The organism is Algoriphagus algorifonticola (assembly GCF_007655305.1).
Taxonomy (GTDB): Bacteria; Bacteroidota; Bacteroidia; order Cytophagales; family Cyclobacteriaceae; genus Algoriphagus; species Algoriphagus algorifonticola.
On record NZ_VLOG01000048.1, the window covers coordinates 62,242 to 82,720 of the forward strand.

The 20,479-nt window shown below is 37.7% G+C and carries 19 protein-coding genes; 6 read left to right on the top strand and 13 right to left on the bottom strand.

Going from position 1 to position 20,479, the window contains the following annotated elements:
- Positions 1 to 275 precede the first annotated feature (275 nt).
- Complete coding sequence (locus FL972_RS12655; RefSeq protein WP_144605825.1) at positions 276 to 920, bottom strand: SDR family oxidoreductase; 645 nt, start codon at positions 918 to 920, stop codon at positions 276 to 278.
- 123 nt (positions 921 to 1,043) lie between these two features.
- Positions 1,044 to 1,943: a hypothetical protein gene (locus FL972_RS12660; RefSeq protein ID WP_144605826.1), complete on the bottom strand. Its 900-nt coding sequence runs from the start codon at positions 1,941 to 1,943 to the stop codon at positions 1,044 to 1,046.
- A gap of 442 nt (positions 1,944 to 2,385) precedes the next feature.
- On the opposite strand from FL972_RS12660, the gene FL972_RS12665 reads away from it, so the two are divergent.
- On the top strand, positions 2,386 to 3,990 hold the full coding sequence (locus tag FL972_RS12665) for a transcriptional regulator (protein ID WP_144605827.1): 1,605 nt from the start codon (positions 2,386 to 2,388) through the stop codon (positions 3,988 to 3,990).
- A 34-nt stretch (positions 3,991 to 4,024) separates the two neighbouring features.
- Here the strand turns inward: FL972_RS12665 and FL972_RS12670 are convergent, their stop codons facing one another.
- Together FL972_RS12670 and FL972_RS12675 are read right to left on the bottom strand one after the other, a co-directional pair.
- Entirely contained in the window at positions 4,025 to 4,219 is a 195-nt protein-coding gene (locus tag FL972_RS12670; RefSeq protein ID WP_144605828.1) for a helix-turn-helix transcriptional regulator, read from the bottom strand.
- Positions 4,216 to 4,608 (bottom strand): hypothetical protein, encoded by a 393-nt coding sequence (locus FL972_RS12675; protein ID WP_250161347.1) that lies wholly within the window; start codon positions 4,606 to 4,608, stop codon positions 4,216 to 4,218. The genes FL972_RS12670 and FL972_RS12675 overlap by 4 nt, the downstream gene beginning before the upstream one ends.
- Positions 4,609 to 4,751: 143 nt before the next feature.
- Here FL972_RS12675 and FL972_RS12680 point away from each other — a divergent pair, with 143 nt between their 5' ends.
- Both FL972_RS12680 and FL972_RS12685 read left to right on the top strand, forming a co-directional pair.
- Positions 4,752 to 5,102 (top strand): DUF3024 domain-containing protein, encoded by a 351-nt coding sequence (locus tag FL972_RS12680; RefSeq protein WP_144605830.1) that lies wholly within the window; start codon positions 4,752 to 4,754, stop codon positions 5,100 to 5,102.
- Between the two features lie 169 nt (positions 5,103 to 5,271).
- Entirely contained in the window at positions 5,272 to 5,673 is a 402-nt protein-coding gene (locus tag FL972_RS12685; RefSeq protein WP_144605831.1) for a hypothetical protein, read from the top strand.
- 403 nt (positions 5,674 to 6,076) lie between these two features.
- Here the strand turns inward: FL972_RS12685 and FL972_RS12690 are convergent, their stop codons facing one another.
- Positions 6,077 to 6,547, bottom strand: a complete 471-nt coding sequence (locus FL972_RS12690) for a cupin domain-containing protein (protein WP_144605832.1) — start codon at positions 6,545 to 6,547, stop codon at positions 6,077 to 6,079.
- Between the two features lie 322 nt (positions 6,548 to 6,869).
- Here FL972_RS12690 and FL972_RS12695 point away from each other — a divergent pair, with 322 nt between their 5' ends.
- Complete coding sequence (locus tag FL972_RS12695; protein ID WP_144605833.1) at positions 6,870 to 7,202, top strand: hypothetical protein; 333 nt, start codon at positions 6,870 to 6,872, stop codon at positions 7,200 to 7,202.
- A 170-nt stretch (positions 7,203 to 7,372) separates the two neighbouring features.
- Here FL972_RS12695 and FL972_RS12700 read toward each other — a convergent pair whose 3' ends face one another.
- The 4 genes from FL972_RS12700 to FL972_RS12715 all read right to left on the bottom strand — a co-directional run bounded on the left by FL972_RS12700 (position 7,373) and on the right by FL972_RS12715 (position 11,744).
- Positions 7,373 to 8,602, bottom strand: a complete 1,230-nt coding sequence (locus FL972_RS12700; RefSeq protein WP_250161348.1) for an alpha/beta hydrolase-fold protein — start codon at positions 8,600 to 8,602, stop codon at positions 7,373 to 7,375.
- A 79-nt stretch (positions 8,603 to 8,681) separates the two neighbouring features.
- Positions 8,682 to 10,151, bottom strand: coding sequence for a serine hydrolase domain-containing protein (locus FL972_RS12705; RefSeq protein ID WP_144605834.1), 1,470 nt, complete (start codon positions 10,149 to 10,151; stop codon positions 8,682 to 8,684).
- A 37-nt stretch (positions 10,152 to 10,188) separates the two neighbouring features.
- Positions 10,189 to 10,857 carry a DUF4386 domain-containing protein gene (locus FL972_RS12710; protein WP_144605835.1) on the bottom strand — a complete coding sequence of 223 codons (669 nt, stop codon included), beginning with the start codon at positions 10,855 to 10,857 and terminating at the stop codon, positions 10,189 to 10,191.
- 20 nt (positions 10,858 to 10,877) lie between these two features.
- Positions 10,878 to 11,744, bottom strand: coding sequence for an alpha/beta fold hydrolase (locus FL972_RS12715; RefSeq protein WP_144605836.1), 867 nt, complete (start codon positions 11,742 to 11,744; stop codon positions 10,878 to 10,880).
- Positions 11,745 to 11,883: 139 nt separating this feature from the next.
- On the opposite strand from FL972_RS12715, the gene FL972_RS12720 reads away from it, so the two are divergent.
- Complete coding sequence (locus tag FL972_RS12720; protein ID WP_144605837.1) at positions 11,884 to 12,510, top strand: TetR/AcrR family transcriptional regulator; 627 nt, start codon at positions 11,884 to 11,886, stop codon at positions 12,508 to 12,510.
- A 722-nt stretch (positions 12,511 to 13,232) separates the two neighbouring features.
- On the opposite strand, the gene FL972_RS12725 is transcribed toward FL972_RS12720, so the two are convergent.
- Positions 13,233 to 14,030 (bottom strand): helix-turn-helix domain-containing protein, encoded by a 798-nt coding sequence (locus tag FL972_RS12725; protein ID WP_144605838.1) that lies wholly within the window; start codon positions 14,028 to 14,030, stop codon positions 13,233 to 13,235.
- A 181-nt stretch (positions 14,031 to 14,211) separates the two neighbouring features.
- Here FL972_RS12725 and FL972_RS12730 point away from each other — a divergent pair, with 181 nt between their 5' ends.
- Positions 14,212 to 14,733: a DUF6933 domain-containing protein gene (locus FL972_RS12730; RefSeq protein ID WP_144605839.1), complete on the top strand. Its 522-nt coding sequence runs from the start codon at positions 14,212 to 14,214 to the stop codon at positions 14,731 to 14,733.
- 260 nt (positions 14,734 to 14,993) lie between these two features.
- Here the strand turns inward: FL972_RS12730 and FL972_RS12735 are convergent, their stop codons facing one another.
- The 3 genes from FL972_RS12735 to FL972_RS12745 form a co-directional block, all read right to left on the bottom strand.
- The gene (locus FL972_RS12735) at positions 14,994 to 16,934 is read right to left on the bottom strand and encodes a c-type cytochrome (protein WP_250161349.1); all 1,941 of its coding nucleotides are present in this window, start codon (positions 16,932 to 16,934) and stop codon (positions 14,994 to 14,996) included.
- 20 nt (positions 16,935 to 16,954) lie between these two features.
- Positions 16,955 to 18,730, bottom strand: a complete 1,776-nt coding sequence (locus tag FL972_RS12740; protein ID WP_144605840.1) for a 3-keto-disaccharide hydrolase — start codon at positions 18,728 to 18,730, stop codon at positions 16,955 to 16,957.
- Between the two features lie 140 nt (positions 18,731 to 18,870).
- Positions 18,871 to 20,460, bottom strand: coding sequence for a RagB/SusD family nutrient uptake outer membrane protein (locus FL972_RS12745; RefSeq protein ID WP_144605841.1), 1,590 nt, complete (start codon positions 20,458 to 20,460; stop codon positions 18,871 to 18,873).
- Between the last annotated feature and the right edge of the window lie 19 nt (positions 20,461 to 20,479).

Below are 20,479 nucleotides of genomic sequence, written 5' to 3' on the forward strand. Positions count from 1 at the left end.
TTCTCAATTGTCGCTATCAATTTTTAAATAACGAATTATGGATATCCTCTTTCTTTCCAAAATTAACAAAAATACGGCTTATTGTCTGCTAAAAGGATCAGAATCAGTAAGCTTCGCCTGCCTGCCGTGGCTGGGTCTTCGGTCATCGGTCGCCTGTACTGAGCGAAGTCGAAGTATCCAACCAGCCAAGCAAAGAAGATAAGGCAACTGGCGTGATTGCGGATAATCAGATAACAAATACCTCAATAACTATTCACTAATAACAAACTCCCATTTCACAGATTCTCAATAGCTTCCTTAATCAAGTGCTCTCCCTCCAAAATTTCAAAGGAGGAATTACTAGCTATTTTGGAGTCCAAAACATGAATCAACGTTTCAGCAACATCTTCTCTGGAAATCTTTCCTCTTTTATTGAGAGCATAAGCCGCTTGAATTTTTCCCTTTCCAGCATCATCGGTTAAACCACCGGGCCTGACTATGGTGTAGGAGATACCGGAATTTTTCAAATACTCATCTGCCTCATGCTTCGCCTCCAAATAAAAATAAATAGGGGAGTCAGGATCTGGATTTCCGGCTCCCATTGAACTCAACATGACGTACTTTTCAATTCCGCTTTTGAGTGCCAAATCCACACTCTTTTTCGCTCCTTCCTGATCCACAGCTATGGTTTTGTCCTTTCCTGTAGACGAACCTGAACCTGCTGCGAAAATCACCAAATTTATGTCCTTATAGGCATGGGAAAAGTCCTTCTCCAAATCTCCCATTACTGTGGGAACACCCAAATCTTCAAAATACTCTTTCTGAGATTCTTTTCGGATCATGGCTGTTGGTTGATATTCCTGGGAGCTTGCCAATTTTTCGCAAATCAGCCTTCCTGTAATTCCATTAGCTCCGATAATTAATACATTCTTTTTTGACATGTTAAAAAGGTTTAAGGTTAGAAAATTGATTTGATAGGATTTTATCTGACAGAATAGAAAAAGCCAAAAGCTAAAATCCCAAAAGCTTAAATACATTTACTAAACCTACTAGAAGAGGAAAAGTTACTTTTTTTCGTTTTGATAGGCTTTTTCGTAGTGATTGTGAATTACCATGATTACCAGGCCAAAACAAATGGCAGCCAGAATCAGAAAATTATTCATCAATCCTTCCACTGAAAAAGAAAGGCGAATCAAAATTGTAGAAACGATGAAACCGGAGTTTCTCATGACCTTGTGAAACTGATCCGTATAGTAAAAAGAGGCCAGTAGAAGTATTACATCTACTATAATCAATATCATAAAGAATTCGTCAAAAAATATGGCATTGATATTTTTGAATGAAGTGCCCAAACTGCTTTCAGGTAATAAAATATAAGTACTCCAGCTTCCCAGGGTATAAATCGCAATGCCCAATAAAATAGGAACTAGAATGGTTGCAGTTAATTTCTTGAATTGAATGAAAGCTTTCAGTTCTGCTGATGGGGCTGTTTTGATTCCTTCTGAATTTTGATTTTTGCTATTCTTATAAAAAAGCAATAATAAAAAGAACAAAGCAACTGAGGTCAGTAAATCGTAGGTGAATTGCAGGTCATCCTTAATCTGAAACCAATCAGAGGAGAGCTCCAAGGTTGCGAGGTCTTTGAAAAGTCTTCGGATGATGATAAGCGAAATAATCTCATACTGTTTGCCGATGTAGGTAGTAAATGACTTGGGTAAAAAATAGACCAGGAGATAAACTTCATAGACCAGAATAAAGGAAAATGGAGTGTAAATAGCCGAAATAGGGTTTTCGAAGAGCTCCGATTTAATTTCATATAATCCTAAATCCGCCAAAAAGATTAAGATTAAATGGATGATAAAACTTCCAATAGCAATCCCTAAAATCCAACCTTCTCCTTTAGCCTTAGTCTTTTCAGAAAGCAGCTTGGTATACAAACTTTGAAAAAGGTGTGGCAGTTGCATGGATGATAGAAAAGAAGCTATTGATATAGTGATAATTCTAAATACCGAGAATTGTTTAATGATTTGATACTTAGTTTACTTCTTCGGGATTGGAATTTGAAATTCAAAAAAGAGGGTGAGTTAAGAGTTTTTATAGTTGAAATGTTCCTCGGAGACACTCCCTCGACAAAAGGATATGAGCTCGAAATTATTTCTATCTAAGGCTTAGTTAGTTACATACAGTCTCTAATGAAAATTATTTTTCAAATAAAAATTGTTAGAAATTAGAAGGACCCACTGGCATTTTTTATGCTAGATTTATGTAGGATTCTAGATTCAAATTAGAGACTGCAGGTCCATTAATTTCTATATTTTGATCAGAGTCTTAAAGTGATTCAATTAGAATCCTTATCCTTATATCAGATAGATTATAAACATTCAAAAAGCATGATTAATAAGCGGAATGAGTAAAGTTTTTATTCTTTTACAATCAACCTATCAAATAATTACTGTCATCAGTATCATTATTTCTTTGGGCTTTTTGATTAAGCTCAGGTTGGTTAGGAAGCGGTCTTCTTTCAAGACTAAGCTGGAACTTCTGATTTTTGCTGTCATATTTCTTCAATCCTTCGAGTTGCTCTGCAGAGTGGCCACAGAGGAGACAGTAGTCAATCAATTTCATGACTTCTTTTATTTTTTCATCCTATTTGTAGGTTACCTCTGTTATGATTTGGTGTATGCCCTACTTTATAAAAATTCGGTTTTTTATAATTCGCTTAAAATATCCTTGATCGTAGGAACAGTTCTGATAGCCTTCTTATGCGTGAAGTACGATGTGAAGGATTACTACATATATACTGATTCTTATGGTTTTGTCACTGATTTTGATGGCAATCCCATGGCAAAAATTTCCAGATTATGGATTGGGGTCGGTTTTCTGCTTGCTGTGTATATGTTTTATCGTGAATTTCTGAGGAAGCCTCATTTAAAAGAAGACTTTAGAAATTTCTTTATAGGCTTGGTTATCACCGGAAGTTTGGGGTTTGTGGGGCAAATTGTGCTTCCATTGATGTTTGGGTTTGAGATCCCAATGATATCTATTTCTGTCCCTATTTTCATTTATTTTTCCTACTCCCTACTATCCAATAACATCCTGGTAAAACTCAATCTTAGAGAATCTTCCAGTACTATTTTTGATTCGATCAATGCTTATATTTCGTTCATTGACAAGGATTTCTCCATTTTGTATTACAACAAAAACTTCGCTTCACTTTTTGACAGTGTGACAATTGGGGATTATTTGAACCAAAAAGGAGAGTTTTCCGCATTAGTTTCCGAACTCGAAGGAAACCAAGGGCCTCAATTCAATGTGGTTCATATGAAAATTGACGATATTCATTTGGGTGTAAGAATCTCTCCTATTTATGAGAAAAGGCAACTAAAAGGCTATTTTTTGTTCGGAATCAATGTCTCCCATATGGTGGATCAGTTTAATAAGTCCAAGGTGTCCCTTCAGCAATTATTGGAGTTTAGTAAAAATCAGAAATCCTACATTTTGGAGTATTATCCTTCCAAAAATCTTTTCCAGATCAGTTCCAGGCTTTCTGTTTACCTGAACCTTAGCATGGATTCGCTAAGCCCAAAATGCTTGTTATTGTATCTTCGAAAAAACCTTTGCATCTCAGACTTGGAAAAACTGATCGCCTTTCTGCGGGCTCCAGATTATTCGAGTGATTTTAAAATTAGTTTCAGAGATGAAAATTCAGGCCATTATGACTTTAGGATTACTTCTTATGAGAATGAGTTCAGCAAGCATTTAGTCTTCTTTTTATTGGAAGAAAATCAGTGCGAGGAACTGAAAAATTGGTATCAGCAGGATGTTTCTTGGATTATTTCCCACATTTTCAGAAAAAATGTGGCCAATGCCTTAGGACTTTTAGATTACCTTAAAGAAAATGATGAGCTCAATTCCAACCCTGTCTATACAGACAAGGAATTGATTAAGCTCATCAATAAGGAGATTGAAGAATTGGATAATAATTTAATAGCCTATTCAAGGTTGAAATGAAGTCCTTCAAAATTCCACCCACGAATAGCCGAATTCATTCCTCATAGTGGAATATTTCCTCTATCGATAGCTCAAATAGCTTGGATAGCTTGAAGGCGGTGGGCAAACTGGGGTCAAACTTTTCTTTTTCTATCGCATTGATGGTCTGTCTGGAAACCCCTATAATTTCAGCCAAATCCTCCTGAGTCATATTTTTTATGACTCTTAATTCCCGGATACGATTTTTCATAGATACCGCTTTCTATTGATCACCATAGCAATCATGTAAGTGATACCAATAAACATGACCAGATATCCTATCTCAGCATCAAAAGGAATGATATTCTTTTGGTCCAAGAGGGAAAATGTCAGTCCGACTACTACGGCCAATCCCAGCGTGATTCCCATGGCTTCCAAATGGATTTTGCGTTCGAGTTCATCGAAGTGATTGAATAAATCCCGGTTCGCTAAGATCATTAATACTCCATTTGCGAGGTTGACTACAATAGCGAAAGGAGTGAGGAAGGGATGATTGTCCCAGATAAACTCTGGTCCAAAGGTGGCGATCGCCATTGTTGCTACCCAAGTCCAAGTCCAAATTGCCAGTTTTTTGACTCGTTTGTTTCGTTCTAGTTTCATTGATTCCATGATTTTTATGTAAAGTTGACTTTACAAATGTAAAGTAAGTTTTACAAAAGTCAAGTTTTATTTACATTTAATTTTCTACTTCTAATGAGTTGCTTCCTTGAAATTGATAAATTTCACTTCAGAAATTAGATAGCATGGCATTTTCAGAAAAGCAATTGAAAGAAGTAGAGTCGATTTTGACACTATGGCAAGCGACTCACAGACCGGAAGATGAGAAGATCAGGGCTCAGGTAGATCTGGGCTATACCATAGAAAAGCAGCAGATTTTTTTGAAAGAAATCCGTCCTGTTTATTTAAAAAAGGGGGAATTCGGGCATTACCCATTTGCAAAAATTTCCTATGAAAAGTCTTCTGATTCCTGGAAGATTTATTGGATGAGGGGAAATTTGCAGTGGACTAGGTACAAGCCGACCTCAAAAATCAATGATTTGGAGGATGCATTAAATGAAATTATGAATGACCCGATGGGTTGTTTTTTTGGATGAGAGTAAGTGAAAGTCTTCTTTGAAACTAAATAACGAGAAGCACCGTAAAGATTTTTAAATTACTTGTTTTCTGATTGGAGACAAATAACCCTACCGATTGCTAACAAATTATTTTTGAAGGTATTTTAATAGATATGCCATCTTTTTACTTCCTTTTGAATTCAATTCTATGCAAAAAGCTTTACTCGTAGTTTTATTCATGATTTGTGCTTTTAGCTTTACAGCTCAAGCTCAACTTGTCGATGGAGTGCCTCTTACAGAAATCGAATCTACTTACGTTCAACTTATCCCAAGAGGCAGATTATTTGTCTCAAAAATCCGAGTTCGGGTTGATTTCGGACAGGATTTAACAAAGGTCAATATCAATGAATCGATGATTTCTGATGAAAATGGAAGAGTTGTCGATTTCAATTCTATGGTTGATGTACTGAATTATTTTGATCAATTAGGTTATGAGTACATCGGTTCAGAAAATTTCAATGAGGGAAGCAGTATCCGGTATACGTTAAGAAGAAAAAGAAATGGCTTGGATCTAGCCAACAGCCCCAAAAAGGATCCTGCTTCACTTTGAATTCCCAAATTTCCAGAAAAAGCCTCCAAGAAGTATGTTTGAATACTTTTATTAGCTCTTACCAGGAGGAAGGTTATCATTTTAACCCGGATTATGCATTAGAATCTGTAGTGAGAGTCAAACCGCAATAAAATCAATCCGCCTGAGCCGGAGAATAAAGCATAGCAACGCTACGGTGATCGAGCTAAATGCAGCAAAGCGATTGATTTTGAAGCGGTTTGGACTCGTAACAAGAAGTCTACTGCATATTTCGGGTTTAATTCGCCTAGAAATGCAAAGAGCCCTGCATTCCTGCTCGGCTTTCAATAAAGGAAGGTTTGAGACTGTTTTATTAAAGATCGAATTGGGGATTTGATCTTCAAAATTTTTAGACTAATGCTTTGTTATATGATTTTTGGTGGATTTACTGTTGTTTGAGAGATTCAGCAACTAGGTCATAGGCCTCCTTCGTTAGAACTTCAGTCCATTCAGTTCCTCCAGTATAGATCGCCAAGTAGGTCACATCCTTTTCTTTAGAGGAGGCATGCCAATGTTCAATACCTGGAGTGCATTTGAGGATATCACCTTCTTTGATTCGAATGGGTTGTTTTCCTTTTTCTTGATAATAACCCTCTCCGCCCACTACGATTAATATTTGAGGGCCACTATGTTTATGCCAATCCAAAGTGGAATTCGCCTTGAAGGTAGCTTTGGTAATATTGTAATTAAACAATTCATCTGCCTGTAAAACTCCGTTTAACCAAGCCTCTCCGATATAATGGGTATTAGGAGCCTTATTTCCCTCTTCATGGTAGGAACGCACTGAGTAAGGGTTGTTTTGAGAAAATCCTGAAAGTGAGGAAAGAAGTAAAGCGAAAAGGATGAGGTATTTCATTGGTTTGAAGATTAATACCTAAATATAACAAAAAAAAGCCACCCATTTCTGAGATGCTTCTGCTCCCCCTCTTGGGCTTCCCGATATCATCGGACCAATCTCCTTCTGAGTGTAGAAGAAGGTTGATTGGGTCTAGGTGTAGTTTGGCTGCCCCGCAAACCGACCTCTCGTTAAAAAGCTTTACAAAAGCTTTTGTAACGCTCGATCCTACCTTTCTATTCATCCAAATTTGTAATTTGCTACTTTCGAACAACATCATTTTAAGGGGGAGGCCTATCAGATAAGAGATCAAGAACTGCCTTATTTTCTAACCTTCCAAGTTGTGGGTTGGGCGGATGTTTTTACCAGAAAAGTATATCGGGATTTGATTTTGGAGAACCTTTCTTATTGTAGTTTAGAAAGGGGATTGTACTTGTATAGTTATTTGATTATGAGCAACCATATTCATTGGGTACTTCAACAAAAGGATGGAGAACTATCGGGTCAGGTGTTAGATTTTAAAAAATTCATGAGTAAAAAGTTATTGAAAATGATCTTAGACAATCCTCATGAAATCGAGCATGACCCAGTGGGATACACAGAGGGATGCCCTGATGGATCGAATTTTCGGGTTGATTTCTTAGCTCCGAAGGAGCGGGATTATTTAGAAAATTGAAATTGGAACAACCGTGTGGTTCAGCTCTGAAGGAGCGGGATAATATCAAGCTTAATACGATGAATTTTAATTTGCACGTTCTGGCGCGGAGGCGGTAAAATATATCTCTTGCAAAGTACAAATGTAGAAAACCCTAGGACCGATATTTCCATTTGGGCATTTGTAAAACTCTATTTCGTTCTAATCTTACTTAATTCATTTATCCTTATCTTGGCATGCTCATTATTCGAATCAAGCTCAAGTGATTTTTTATAGTTTTCGATTGCTTTCTGTGTTTCGCCTACGGTTTCAAAAGCTTCTCCCAAACTATCATAGGAATTAGCAGATTTGGGGTAGTTTTCAACATTCAATTTAAAATATTCAAGTGCCTTGGCTTGATCTATAGCATTTTTACTTCGGAGTAATCTATATCCAAGTTGGTTTACGAGGTACTCAGGAGGAGAGAAATTGTACGAAAGTCGCTCCGAAATTGCCCGAAAATTTCGGGTAAGTTTGGCTATGTCGTCCACCTCACGATAGGAGAGTCCAAAACCTTCAAATATGGCTGAGATTCCATTATAAAAAGCAAGGATGGGCACAGAGCTATGATCCTCCTTTTCGAAGTACTCCAATTTTGCATGAAGTTCACCTGTAGATTTACTATTTATTGCCTCAAAAAACCGAACATGACGATCACGGTTTCTGAAATTTCTTTTTCCCCAATTGGCTGTGGCTAAATAAATGTATCGTTCGAATGACGGAGCGGTTATTGAATTGAGCTTTTTGTCCATGGTTTCAGCGTCCCAAGTTCCAAAACTCGGGTCAATAGCAATAAAGGCATTGAAAAGGGTCCTTTCTTTCATAAAAGTATGAGTCGCTAACAAACCACCTAAAGAATGGCCAAAAAGAATTCGATAAGGCTCTGTTCTGTATTTTTGATCCAATTCGGGAATTAGCTCTTCTTCCAAGAAACCCAGAAAATTATCTCCACCCCCTGTATTATTTTCTCTTACAGTTACGATTTTATCCGGAGTATAGTCTCTTTCTCTATCCATACTTCGAATACCTACGACTATCAATTCGGGTATAGTCCTGCTTCCATATGCATCAGCACTCATGTAGTTGACCATTCCTGTGATGGACTTAAAATGAAGATTTCCATCCAATAAAATGAGCAAGGGATAGGTCTTGTGGGATGATTCTGGATGATGGTAGGAATCAGGAAGATTGACCCAGTATTCTCTGTCTTCTTTTAGAATAGTGGACTTAATTGAATGTTTTGTACCGATAACAATTTGGTCAGTATCCTGTGAATTTACCTGATTGATGCAGATTAGTATTAGCAGTAATGCAAGGATTGATTTCTTCATTTTGTTTTCAATGAAATTGGTTTCACCTGGGATGGAATAGAGGTATTCCATACTTCTTATAATTAGCCTACTCGAATTGTTTTGCAATTATTCTTTTGCCTTTTAGAAGATACAGCTACTAAAAGGCAATTTAAGGATTTATGATTTTTATAGCAGTTTGTCCGTATAGCATGAATGACGGCTTGTCTCCATCCCTCGCAAAAGAGACTTGTATTCCTGTATTTCCATGAATAAAACCAAGTTCTTCACCTTTAATAGGAACAAGTTCATATTCATCCCCATTTGGAAAGAAAAGTGAAATTTGATTTTTGCTTTCCTCAAAAGCAATGGATAAATCAACCTGATCATTCCACCTGTATTTTCCGGATAGCCCCTCTAATATTTCCGAATCAACTGGCTTGCGCTCCACTTCAGTTTGTTTGAAATATTTCCAATCATATACCTGTGAAGCAGATAGAAAGAGTTCATTTCCCAGAGCTCCACCATTATCTGAGTTAATTAAATAGACCAACCCGTTTCCACTTGTAAGACTTATTGTCATTCCCGTTCGGTATCCGGCATTGCCTCCGTAATGCGTGAGAGAAATGTTCTCTTCGGAACGATTTAAAATAAAACCGTACACATGGCCGTCTCGCTCATGACTTAAAATAGTTTTGATATCGGAAGCTGAAAATATCGAAGGCTCACCCTGATATGCTTTATAAATCTCAATCATGAATTTTGCCATATCTGCAGAAGTACTCCAAAGTCCAGCTGCCGCTTGCTCGGGATGATTCCTCCATCCCCCTTCTATCAATTCTCCTGACTGGGTATACCCTTTTGCTACTCGATGTATCTCTGACTCAGGCAAGGGCTGTGTGAATTCAGAGTTTTTCATTCCCGCAGGTTCAAGAATCCACTCTTTCATTATGCTTGAGAAGTCATCATTAAATATGTCCTGAAGCGCCAATTCGGCTAAGGTGTAGGCACCTCCGGAATAAGCTAGCATTTCATTGGGAGCTGCTACCACTTCTATGGGTGGAGTATTCACTTCAGCACTGCCTCTTAAAACATCCAAGTCAGTAGGCATCACTGCAGCTCTATCATATCCCTGATATCCTCCCGGGCTAATTCCCGAGGTATGAGAAAAAATATTTCGAAATGTTATCGGGTTTTCGGAAGTCTGCTTGCCAGCTGGAAGGACAAATTCTTTCAAGTATTCTTGAATATTTTTATCCAGGTCTATTTTACCCTCGGCATGCATTCGTAATGCTGCAAGACATGTCACAGGTTTTGAAAGGGATGCAGCTTGGAAAATACTAGTACTATCTAGATTGATCTGCTGTTCGAAATTTTCATTTTGATAAGTCTCTGTCCAGGCAAGTTTTCCTTGACTGATTACAGTTAGTGAAAGAGCGGGGATTTTGTATTCTTTCATTTTATCCCTTATAGAGCTAAGACTTTCAGGCTCTTCCAAAAACTTCACTTGACCGCGGATTTCATTTTCTAGCCTTGCTTTTCCATTATCCAATTCATTGGATGTTTTAGTGCAGGCACTTCCAAATACAAGAATTAAAGTTGGGAGAAATAATGTGTTCCAATAAGGCTTTGTACTTTTCATAGTGTCATTAAGTAGATGCTGAGTTTGTTTTTTGTATTTATTGTAAGCCGGGTACTTTGGAAGGCTTTCCTCCCTTTGCAATCAACCAAACTGCAAAGGTGAGTTCGCCTAAAGCCATGGGAAAGGCCAGTCCTAGTTCAAGATGTGAAAGGAAGGGTAGATTAGCGGAAACTAGTTTTAAGGAATGGACTACTAAATAGCATAGTCCAGCAAGGAGGGCAAAAAACACCAAGAATCTAGGGATGGTTTTTTTCAACATCATTAGGTACCCGATAAGGGATAAATGCACACCAAAGATCACCAAGCCTCCGTTCCAAATGGATTCAAAAAGGCGGAAATTTTGGTTTAGCTGTGGATTGGATAAGTCTTCATTGGCCGCATTGAGGAATAGGAAATAGATGGAAATACCGAAAATGAGCGTGTAAAGAATTCTGGCTATAGCTGCCAAAAGAGCGTATTTCTTGCTTGTTTCTTCAAAGTATTTGTACAAGGTATAGCTCACGAGAAGGTCCAGCAAAACAATCATTACCAAGCCCAAAAGCATTCCACCATAAAGTCTTTGACTTTTCTGAATCAGACCCTTTATGGATTCTATATCTTCAGCTTGGTTAAATTCTGGCAAGGCATATCCTATGGAAAAGCCTGCTAGAATGGCCATGATAATTAGTGCCCAACCGGAGTGAAGAGCTGTTTTTCTTTTGTTCATAGAATTGATTTGAGCAGGATTTACACCTGTGCGTTATTCTTGATGATCGCCGCTATTCTTTGATTTTCCTCTTTACCTTGGACATGCTTGGAGTCTTTGAGCAGAACGGTACTTTTCAGCGAGGGGAAAATTTTCTTCGCGCGCTTGATCATTTTACCTCCTGGAAATAGAATGTCATTTTCCGCTGCAATCAAAGTGATAGGGGTGCGGATCTTCATAGCATCAGCGGTTTTAATTACAGGAAGCGGCGTGAAATCCATGCTGAAATGGGTAAAGATCAGGGCTAGACTTCTCTCTGCAAAATCGTCTTTTTCCGTAAAAGCGCTGGCTAAAAATTGTTCGAGATACTTTTTCTTTTTGGTTTTCATATACCGTTTTATCGGGATAAAGAATCGAAAGAGTACTTTAATAGGATTTCCATTTACCACATAAGCAGGTGCCGTCAGAAAAGCTTCTTTAATTTTCTGTTCATTATGGATGAGTGTTTGGAGAATGATTAATCCCCCAAATGAAAAGCCAGCAAGAATGACATTCTGGAGCTTCAACTCATTAATGATTTCATGCAGCCATCGGCCATAAGAATCATCCTGCATATTCAGGAGTGTTTCTGAACTTTTATTTGGCTGAGCTAAAACGTCAACAGCGTATACAGAAAACGAATCCAGCAAATCTTTATAGGTTTCTAAGGCAATTGGCGCATTTCCGTTTGAACCATGAATAAGAATAATGGGAGGTTTTTGTGGATTTCCAGTAACAATAATGTTGGTTTTTCCGAAGCTGGTATGGATTATTTTATATGAAAAATTAATAGAGAGACTTTCCAGTTTTTGGTCGTAGAGCTGAAGTATTTCCTGCTTACCCTGTTCCGACTTAAATAATGACCCCATTTTATTCTTTTTGATTTTTGCGGGGAAGATTTTATTCAGATGGATTGTCAGAATGCTACTCCGCGTTTATAAAATTCTTAACTTTAGGACAAGTTTACTAAAATAATTTGTATTAGGACAAGTTTACTAATCAAAAAAATTGGACACGAAAATAAAAATACTAAAAGCAGCTAGGTTGCTTTTTAACGATTTGGGATTTAGTAATGTGACAATCAGGATGATAGCCTTGGAGTTGGGGATTAGTTCTGGGAATTTAAATTATCACTTCAAAACCAGGGAGGATATCTTAGAGGCTCTGTATTTTGAAATGGTTCAGGAGTTTGATTCTAGAGTTGACCAATTGGGCTCAAAGGAAATTTCTTTTCAAACCATCAAACAGGATATCCATCAGAGTTTGAAACGAATGGTGGACTATCGCTTTTTCTGGACGGATCTTTACAATTTACTGAGGTTGAATAAATCCATCAAAGCCCATTTTGAAGCAGTTTACCTCAAGCGATTTGATGGTTATGAATTTCTTATGAGGTATTTGACAGACAAAGGGCTTCTCCGTGAGTTTGAATTTTCTTCAGAGCGGCAATTTTTAATAGAACGAATGATCGGTTTCAGCAATACTTGGCTTTACAATTCCTTCATTTATGAGATTGATGTCAATGAGGAATACCTTCAATACCAAACCGATAATTTATTGGCTATGCTTTATCCTTATTTGACTGATTTAGGGAAAAAGGAATACGAAAAAGTTAGATCTAGTTTATTCATTTAATCTAAGTCAAGACAGTTATGGCAATAAAGTTTACTGGTTTTTGATTTTTTTCTTATTTATTGAACGGTGTAAAATAAATAATATGGATATCCGCTTTCTTACCAGGATTGATAAAAATATGGCTTATTGTCTGCTGAAAAGATCAGAATCCGGAAGCTTCGCCTGCCGTGGCTGGGTCTTCGGTCATCGGTCATCGGTCTTCCAACCTGTTAAGCAAGGAAAATATGGCAACTAGCATGATTGCGGATAATCAGATTTTTTAAACTATGTGACTTATAATTTCTATGTGGTAAAAAAAATGCTCGTAATGGCGCAGCGACGCAGCGGTTTTGTATCTCCCGCAAAGGAGCAAAGAGGCAAAGTAGGGATGGACTTAATAGTTATTAGGGCATAGGTTCATTGAAAGGACTCTTTTGATTCAAACTATGTGTCCTATGATTTTTATGAGGTTTTTAAAATTTTTCTCTGTGATACCCTTAGCGGTCTCTGTGGCTCTGCGGTAAAAGGATTTAAGTCTCTAGTAGTGGCGCAGTGACGCGGCGAATTTGGTCTCCCGCAAAGAATAGAAGTGTCAAGTTAGGGAAGGAGTTATTGGTTATTTGTTATTAGGATCTAGGTCAATTCCAGGATCTTTGTGAGTTAAGGTTTTTTGCAAAATATAATCACTAAGGTGTCTTTTGCGGTATTATAGATGAAATTTGGAAAAAAGGTATGAAGGATCTCTAAGACTTCATTTCCCCATCAAAATCAACTTGAAAAGCCCATGTTTCCATCACACAATTTTCCGAAACATTGGGAGTGCTGCAAACCTGTTTTTTGCCTTGGATTTCAAGTTGGGTTCCTGATTGATTATAGGTGATCTTTTCAGCATAATCATTAAAGAACGTTCCGTAAGTTTTCTGCCAAAGGAATTCACCATCCGAATCGGTCTTGATCAATAAAATGTCATAGTTCCCCTGTCCAAAAGAACTGGTTGATCCCAAAATATAGACCCCTCCATCTTTAGCAGCTAGGATTGCAGCAGCTTTGTCATAGCTGTTTCCTCCAAAGATCTTTTGCCATAAAATCTCACCATTTTTATCCTTCTTCGTGACTTCTATATCGCAGGAAGTCTCTGTTTCACAATTGACAGTTTTGATTTCCAAACCGATTTGATCTGGTAAAATACTCTTTTTGGATAATAACTCTGGAATATCAATTGCCCAGATCGCAGACCATGCAAGTAAGATGGTAGCTAAAGAAATAAAGATGAATTTGGATGGATTCAATTGGAATAAAGTGCTCATAAATTTTGATTTAGTGGAAGTTGATTTGTTTGTGAATTTCTCTTCTTCAATCTCCTGTCTAAATTCCAAGTCTAAAACCTCAAGTATTCTTGATTGAGTAAATAAACTTGGGTTGACATCCCCCTTTTCCAGCCTTTGTATGGTTCTCAAGGTAAGCTGGCATTTTTCGGCGAGCTCACCCTGACTCCATCCTTTGGCGATTCTTCGGGATTTGATTTCAGTTCCGTAATTCACAGTTCAAAATTATGAGTTCATATTCTGCCAGAAAACGCCGATAGTATGACATTCATATGACATTCTCTCAGGCTATACCTCAGTTCGAGGATTTTCTTAATGAAGATAGCCGTATATAGTTTGAAATGTTGATGAGATTGCAAAACCATTCGTTTAATTTGAAATTCGTTAAAAAAAAACTATGCATATCCATTTGTCCAAAAAGCTTGAAAAGCTTTTAAAGAAATTCACCAATAAGAAATCATCTGAGCCTGATTCAAGTCAATTGGGGAAATGGAATGCCACAGTATTTTATGTAGACCGAAAAAAATGTTTACTCTTTTTAAATGCCCAGACGACCTATAGTTTTATTTTGGTCAACGTAGTGGCAAAGGATTATCCCAACTTACACAAAAAAATAAAGGAAGAGTTGTACGAACAGTTAAGCTATGATGGGATCCTCTTAGCTCCCAAACAATTCCTAGCTCTTTTAGGAGAAATTCGGTTTTTACCTACAGACGCAGACCGAAGAGCACTGGGTTTTATCAATTACAAACTGGACACTATTAATCATTTTCTTTCTATCGAAAGCATTTCGGTTGATTTGCTTTGCCATCGATTAAACTCAGATCTTTTTAATACCGGGCCAGGCCCTAAATATCAAAATATGACTACTCCGATCGCAGAGATGAAGAGGGTGGTTGAGGGAATTCAAGGAGATTAAAGTCTTTTTATTATTCAATAAAATTTATAGGTGAATAATCCCATCTACGATGGACTATCCACATATCAAGCTTATAAATTGTTGATTTAGAGGATGCATTAAGCGAAGTGATGAATGATCTAATGGGTTGTTTTTTTGGGTGAGAAAAAGGAAAAACCACCAGCTTACTAAGCTGATGGTTTCTAGTTGATAAATCCAAAGGATTTATCTTTCTAACCCTTTTACTGTGCATTACTTTTAAATAGAAAAATCATTTTTTATCAAATACCCTTATTTTCCTTAAGCGAGTTGATCCAATGGGCTATTTTCAAAGCCTGATCTTTAGGAACTTGAGGCATTGCTGCCATTGGGGTGGAATAATCCGGCCAATTTTCCGGTTTTGGATTATAGATTAAATCCACAATTTTTTCTGGACTATAATTCCTTTTGGCTATATCCTGAAAAGATGGACCTACCACTCTTTTATTTGGGGCATGGCAGGCTGTACAAGTATTTTTAGCTAAAAGAGCCATAATTTCATTCTCAGTAGGAACTTCACTTTTTTGACTGGTTGTTGGTTTTACGATGACTCTCGTTGGTTTCTTTTCTTGAGTTTTTTCAATAATATCTTCTTTCATAGGTGCCTTGATCGTCAGGGTTTTTCCAGATGGAATTTCATGAAGCGTATAATAAGCATCTGTATGGATCAGCTCATGATATGTTCCTGCTGCACGAATCCCAGGTAAGCTTAATCTGTGGACATAATGTTTCTTAGGGTTTTCAATAGCAATTCTAACTTTTTTCTTATCTTCTGATATTTCCACTCCCAATATTGGGTGATCCTGACTATCCACCGGAGGACTTCCATATACAGGAAAGTACTTATAGGTATAACTTGAAACAGAGAAAGACTCTAAATTTTCTGCGGATTTTGGATCGATGGGTTTGGTAAATTCAATCTCAAATCCATCAGGTTTCGCTTTGATTGTTCTAATTTCGAAAGGCACAATCCGATTCCACACCAATCGTTGAAGTCCTTCATTAGCATCACCTGCTGACCCCCAACCACGGTTTGTTTCTCCAATAAATAGAGATTGGTCTTTAGCAAATGCCATTCTCAATACACCGGATTGAAAGCCACTTCTAAAATCTATGGATGCACCTTGATATACCCCATTTACTTTTTCAAGCATTATCCGCATAATTTTACTTTGCCCCTGATCTCCTACTAAAACCTGACCTCCAAATGGTCCCCAGTAATCATCAGGGATCATTAAGGGTTCGGAATTGGAAATACCATGAACTCCATGAGGAAGCCATATAGCTGGTAATTTAATTTCAGGTAGTTTTTCTTTAGCCTGAGCCAAAGTAATATACGGTGCATCAACATTATTTTCAGGTTTGATGTACCTGCCATTAGGGTCTTTTATTTTCATTGGGTCGACTACAGCATTAAATTCATCTGTATTCATTTCGACAGGTACCTCAGGGAGCTCAGACCAAGCTAAGGATGCTGGGTGACCGGAAAAATCACCTTTTTCCAAATGCCATAATCCTCCTGATGCTATATAATCGCCTTGGTTTTCAGTATAGAATACCTCTCCATTTAAAATTCCCGGTCCAGCTGGAGAGCGCATTCCTGATGCAAAAGGCTCTATTGTTCCATCTTGATGGATTTTTAAAGTCATTCCTCTGTAAGGAACTCTAGCTTCACCACGCCACCACTCCTGATCGCCAAAAGCTACATTGGTAGTTACAATAAAATTTCCTTCGGGAGTTACTTTTGGTCCAAAACTGTATTCATGATAGTGAGTGGACAATGGCCAGCTTGCTATTGTCTCATAGATTTCTGCTTGTCCATCAGAATTGGAATCTATCAATTTGGTAAGTTCTCCTCTTTGGACAACATACATGGAACCTTCATGATAAGCAATTCCCAAGATTTCATGTAGCCCATAGCCAAACCTTGTCCAATAAGGTTGATTGGAAGTTGGGTTTTTTACCAAAAAAACATCTCCTCTTCTGGTTGCGACTCCTAAACTTCCATCGGGTAAAAGTGTCAAACCACCTACTTCCAGTAAGACTCCTTCTGGTGCAGGTACTTTAAGAATTTTAAAAAAGTCTTCTTCTTTTGGAGATTCCTGGCTTTGGGTAGGAAAACACAAACCGAAAATGATAAAGAATAGGGTAGCGTATTTAAATATGATTCTGTAGGAATTCATAGGCTTTGCTCGTTTCAAGATTAAAATAATATGCGATAGGTTAAGGAGTCTTTGAAAGGAAGATAAATGAATCCTTCAATTACTCGTGGGTTTAGATTCTCTGTCGAAGAAAGAAAAATACCTTGATCTTCAATCCAGAACATTCCATCACCTAGAGATAAAAGCTTTGAGCCTTGAGCAATTTTGATGTAGTATATTTCAGGGTTGGTCGAGACTTTTAAAGTCCGTTCTATTCCTTTTCCACCCTCAAGGATTTGTATTTGATCATGTAAATCAGACCCATGCTCGTTGATACTTTTGAAAATTACGTTGCCATGATTTACAACTTGATAACCTTTGGGTTTCCATTTCATGGAAATTGGTGTAATATTTTCGTCATAAAATAGATGGTCACCTTGATTTAGTTCTTGCACAGTCCCCAAAGGAAGAGAGACCCCATTCCCTCTGTTATACCACATGGGGGTAGCATCTAGAAATTTTCCTCGCCAAACACGAATTAACTGATTAGAATTTAGGTCATATGAATAATGTGTACCCTGATTAGATGATACAGAAATTCCGTGAGATATCTTTGGTGCATTGGGGACTTCTAAAAAAGAACGTACAATAGGTACATCTTTTGGGTCTACATGGATGGGGTCAGAAGTCCAAAACTCTAAGCCTGCTGGCTTACTGTACTCTTCAGTCCACATTCCTTCAGATGCTGCCCGTAAATAAAAACCTTCAGTGGTCCAATCATCGGGTTTGGATACCCAAATTTCAACTGGGTGATTTCCAGCATCAAGAGTAAGTTGGAGGTTTGTAGTTCCTCTTTTCAAAACATTCCCTCCGGCGCCTCCAGTTTGAATTGCTCCCAGACCATTAGGTACAGTAAGACCAAAAGAATATTTACCTGATTCGTTGACTTGAAGATTACCTTCAAATTTTGTGAGAGAGGATGCTGTTAATCCTGTGGTATATTCAAAAAAGTTATCAATTTCCCCTACTAGAGCAGGTTGAATTCCTTGTATTTCAGAAATTTCCTGAATGGAACCTTCATAAACTCTAAAACTGAGATCTTTAAATTGAGGAGCCTTTCTTTTATATTCCGTTATTTCCAAATTTTTTATCGCAATAGGCCCATGGTCTCCTTGTATTCGAATGGGACCTAATGCCACTTCTCCTCCTGAAAGGGAACCTCTGGTTGGTCCAAACAATTCTACATTTTCATGAATTTTCACTCCATTTAGATGAATCGAAACAATGTTTGCATTAGATATTTTTTTTCCTTGAGAGTCAAATCTAGGAGCCTTAAATAAAATTCTTAAATTTTGCCATGTTCCAGGAGCCCGACTTGCATTTTGTCTAGGAGCATATCCCTGATACCCCTTTTGCCCTTCCGGTTTGGTTTCATCCCAGCGTTCATAAATACCTCCATTGTCTCCAGCTTGCGGATTGGTTTTTGTCCAGCTATCTAAAAGTTGGATTTCATATTGACCTTGAATATAGATCCCTGAATTAGACCCAGGGGCCATCATATAATCTAACCTTATATCAGCATCCCCAAATTTTTTACTAGAAACTAGATCGTTTCCCGGTTTTTTATTACCAGGAAGATTTACCATAATATCCCCATTTCCAGAACCTTTGATGGACCGATCTTTCAAAGGATTAGTCTGAACTTGACCTACCTCTTGCCATGAACCTTTATTATTTTGAAAGTCCTTGAGCGTAAGTTTAATGCTTTGGGATTGAAGTGGGTAGGATAAAACAATCAGGCTGATAAATGGAAGAGTCCATTTCATTTTTAATTTCATGAATAATTTAATTTGTCTTTCTTATAGTTGAAATAATCTAAATCTTGCAAAACTGCTGGTTTCTTTGGATTGGATAATAAATTGGCTTAAATAGAAAAAGAGCCCAAAATACTCCTTGAGCTCTTAATCACCTCTATCTATCAATTGGAATATCCCGGATTTTGGGTTAGAGCTGGGTTTCTTTGTAGCTCCTGTTCGGGTAATGGAAATAGCATGGTGGATTCTTTGATAACTGCACCAAAATTAGTTCTAGCTCCCACAGCATCAATAAATTGAATATTTCCTCCACTATTAGCCTGGGCAGTAGGGAATTTCCTTGTTCTCATTACATCAAACCAAATAGGAAACTGAAACACCAATTCTCTCACTCGCTCTCTCCAAACTTCTTCTACAAATTCTTCCACAGAAAGATTCTGAAGTTGAGTTCTTATTTCTGAACTAGATTTTTTCCAATAAGCTCTAGCTTTTACTTGAGTTAAATAATCAACTGCTTCAGCAGTCACGCCTTCAGATTTGGCAATTGCTTCAGCCCCAGTCAACAGAACTTGAGAATAAGTAAAAATGGGTAAATCCCTGCTTGATTGTGCCGTTTCAAAAACTGCTTCTTCATCTAGCCACATGTAAGGAGAAATATTAAATTCCACTGTTTCACCACCAATTTCAGCCGAAGTATGGAAAAATTGTTTTTCCTGTATTCTCAAGTCTTGATTTTTGTCATAAGAATTTACAAGACTTGGAGTAGGCCCATAAGCATTGTTAGTAATTGCATATGCAACTAATGGTGCGATGCTAGGAGGGAAACTTAAACTGGGATAGCTATTATTTGCAATTCCTATTTCGTACTCATAGTAGTAAATGTATTCGCTTGGAATCTGCGTACTGTTTTTGATCTTATTGTAGGCAGACTGATTTTCTTCTATTTCCCCTTGGGCATTTCGGGTATGTTGAACCAAGGAATAAACTCCAGAATTGATAACTGCTCTAGCCGCAGCTGCAGCTTGGCTGTAACGATCCATATTAATAGCAGCACCACTCATGGTTAGGTTAACCTCGGCCAATAGTGTTTGGGCTATTCCTTGTGTTACTCTTCCTGAATTAGCCGGCATGGACGTATTGGATAAGGCATTGCTACCAATGGCTGACTCCAAATCTTCCAATATCAAAGCATATACTTGATCAGCTGGTGTACGTTCTAAAAACAGGTTCTCAAGACTTTCATAAGGCTCCGTGATGAGTGGGACTGCACCAAACATCCGGACTAAATAAAAGTAATTGAATGCTCGAAAGAATTTGGCTTCTGCCATGTACCTTTCCCTATCTTGTTCTGATAAGCCTGGAGTAGTGGGAATGTATTTTATGGCATTATTTGCTCTGGATATACCCACATAAATATCCGACCACATGGAATTGAAATAACTTGAAAGATTCAGTCCATCAAAAACAATATTTTGTCCTCTTTGAACGTGAAATTCCTGGCCTTTGTAATCGTTATCCACAAAGCCGGAAACATACGGTCCAAACATGATTCTAGCCCCCGAATAAACACCTGTTTCATAAAGCTGCATCGCGCCTCTTCGATATAGTGCATTCACTGCATCTCGGGCATGCTCAGCTCGGGTGAAATACTGATTAGATGCAACCTCATCTAATGGCTTTTCTTCCAAAAATCCATCGCAGGAAATTATGGAAAAGGCCAAAAATGTATATATAATTAGATATGTCTTTTTCATCTTAATTTGATTTGATTTC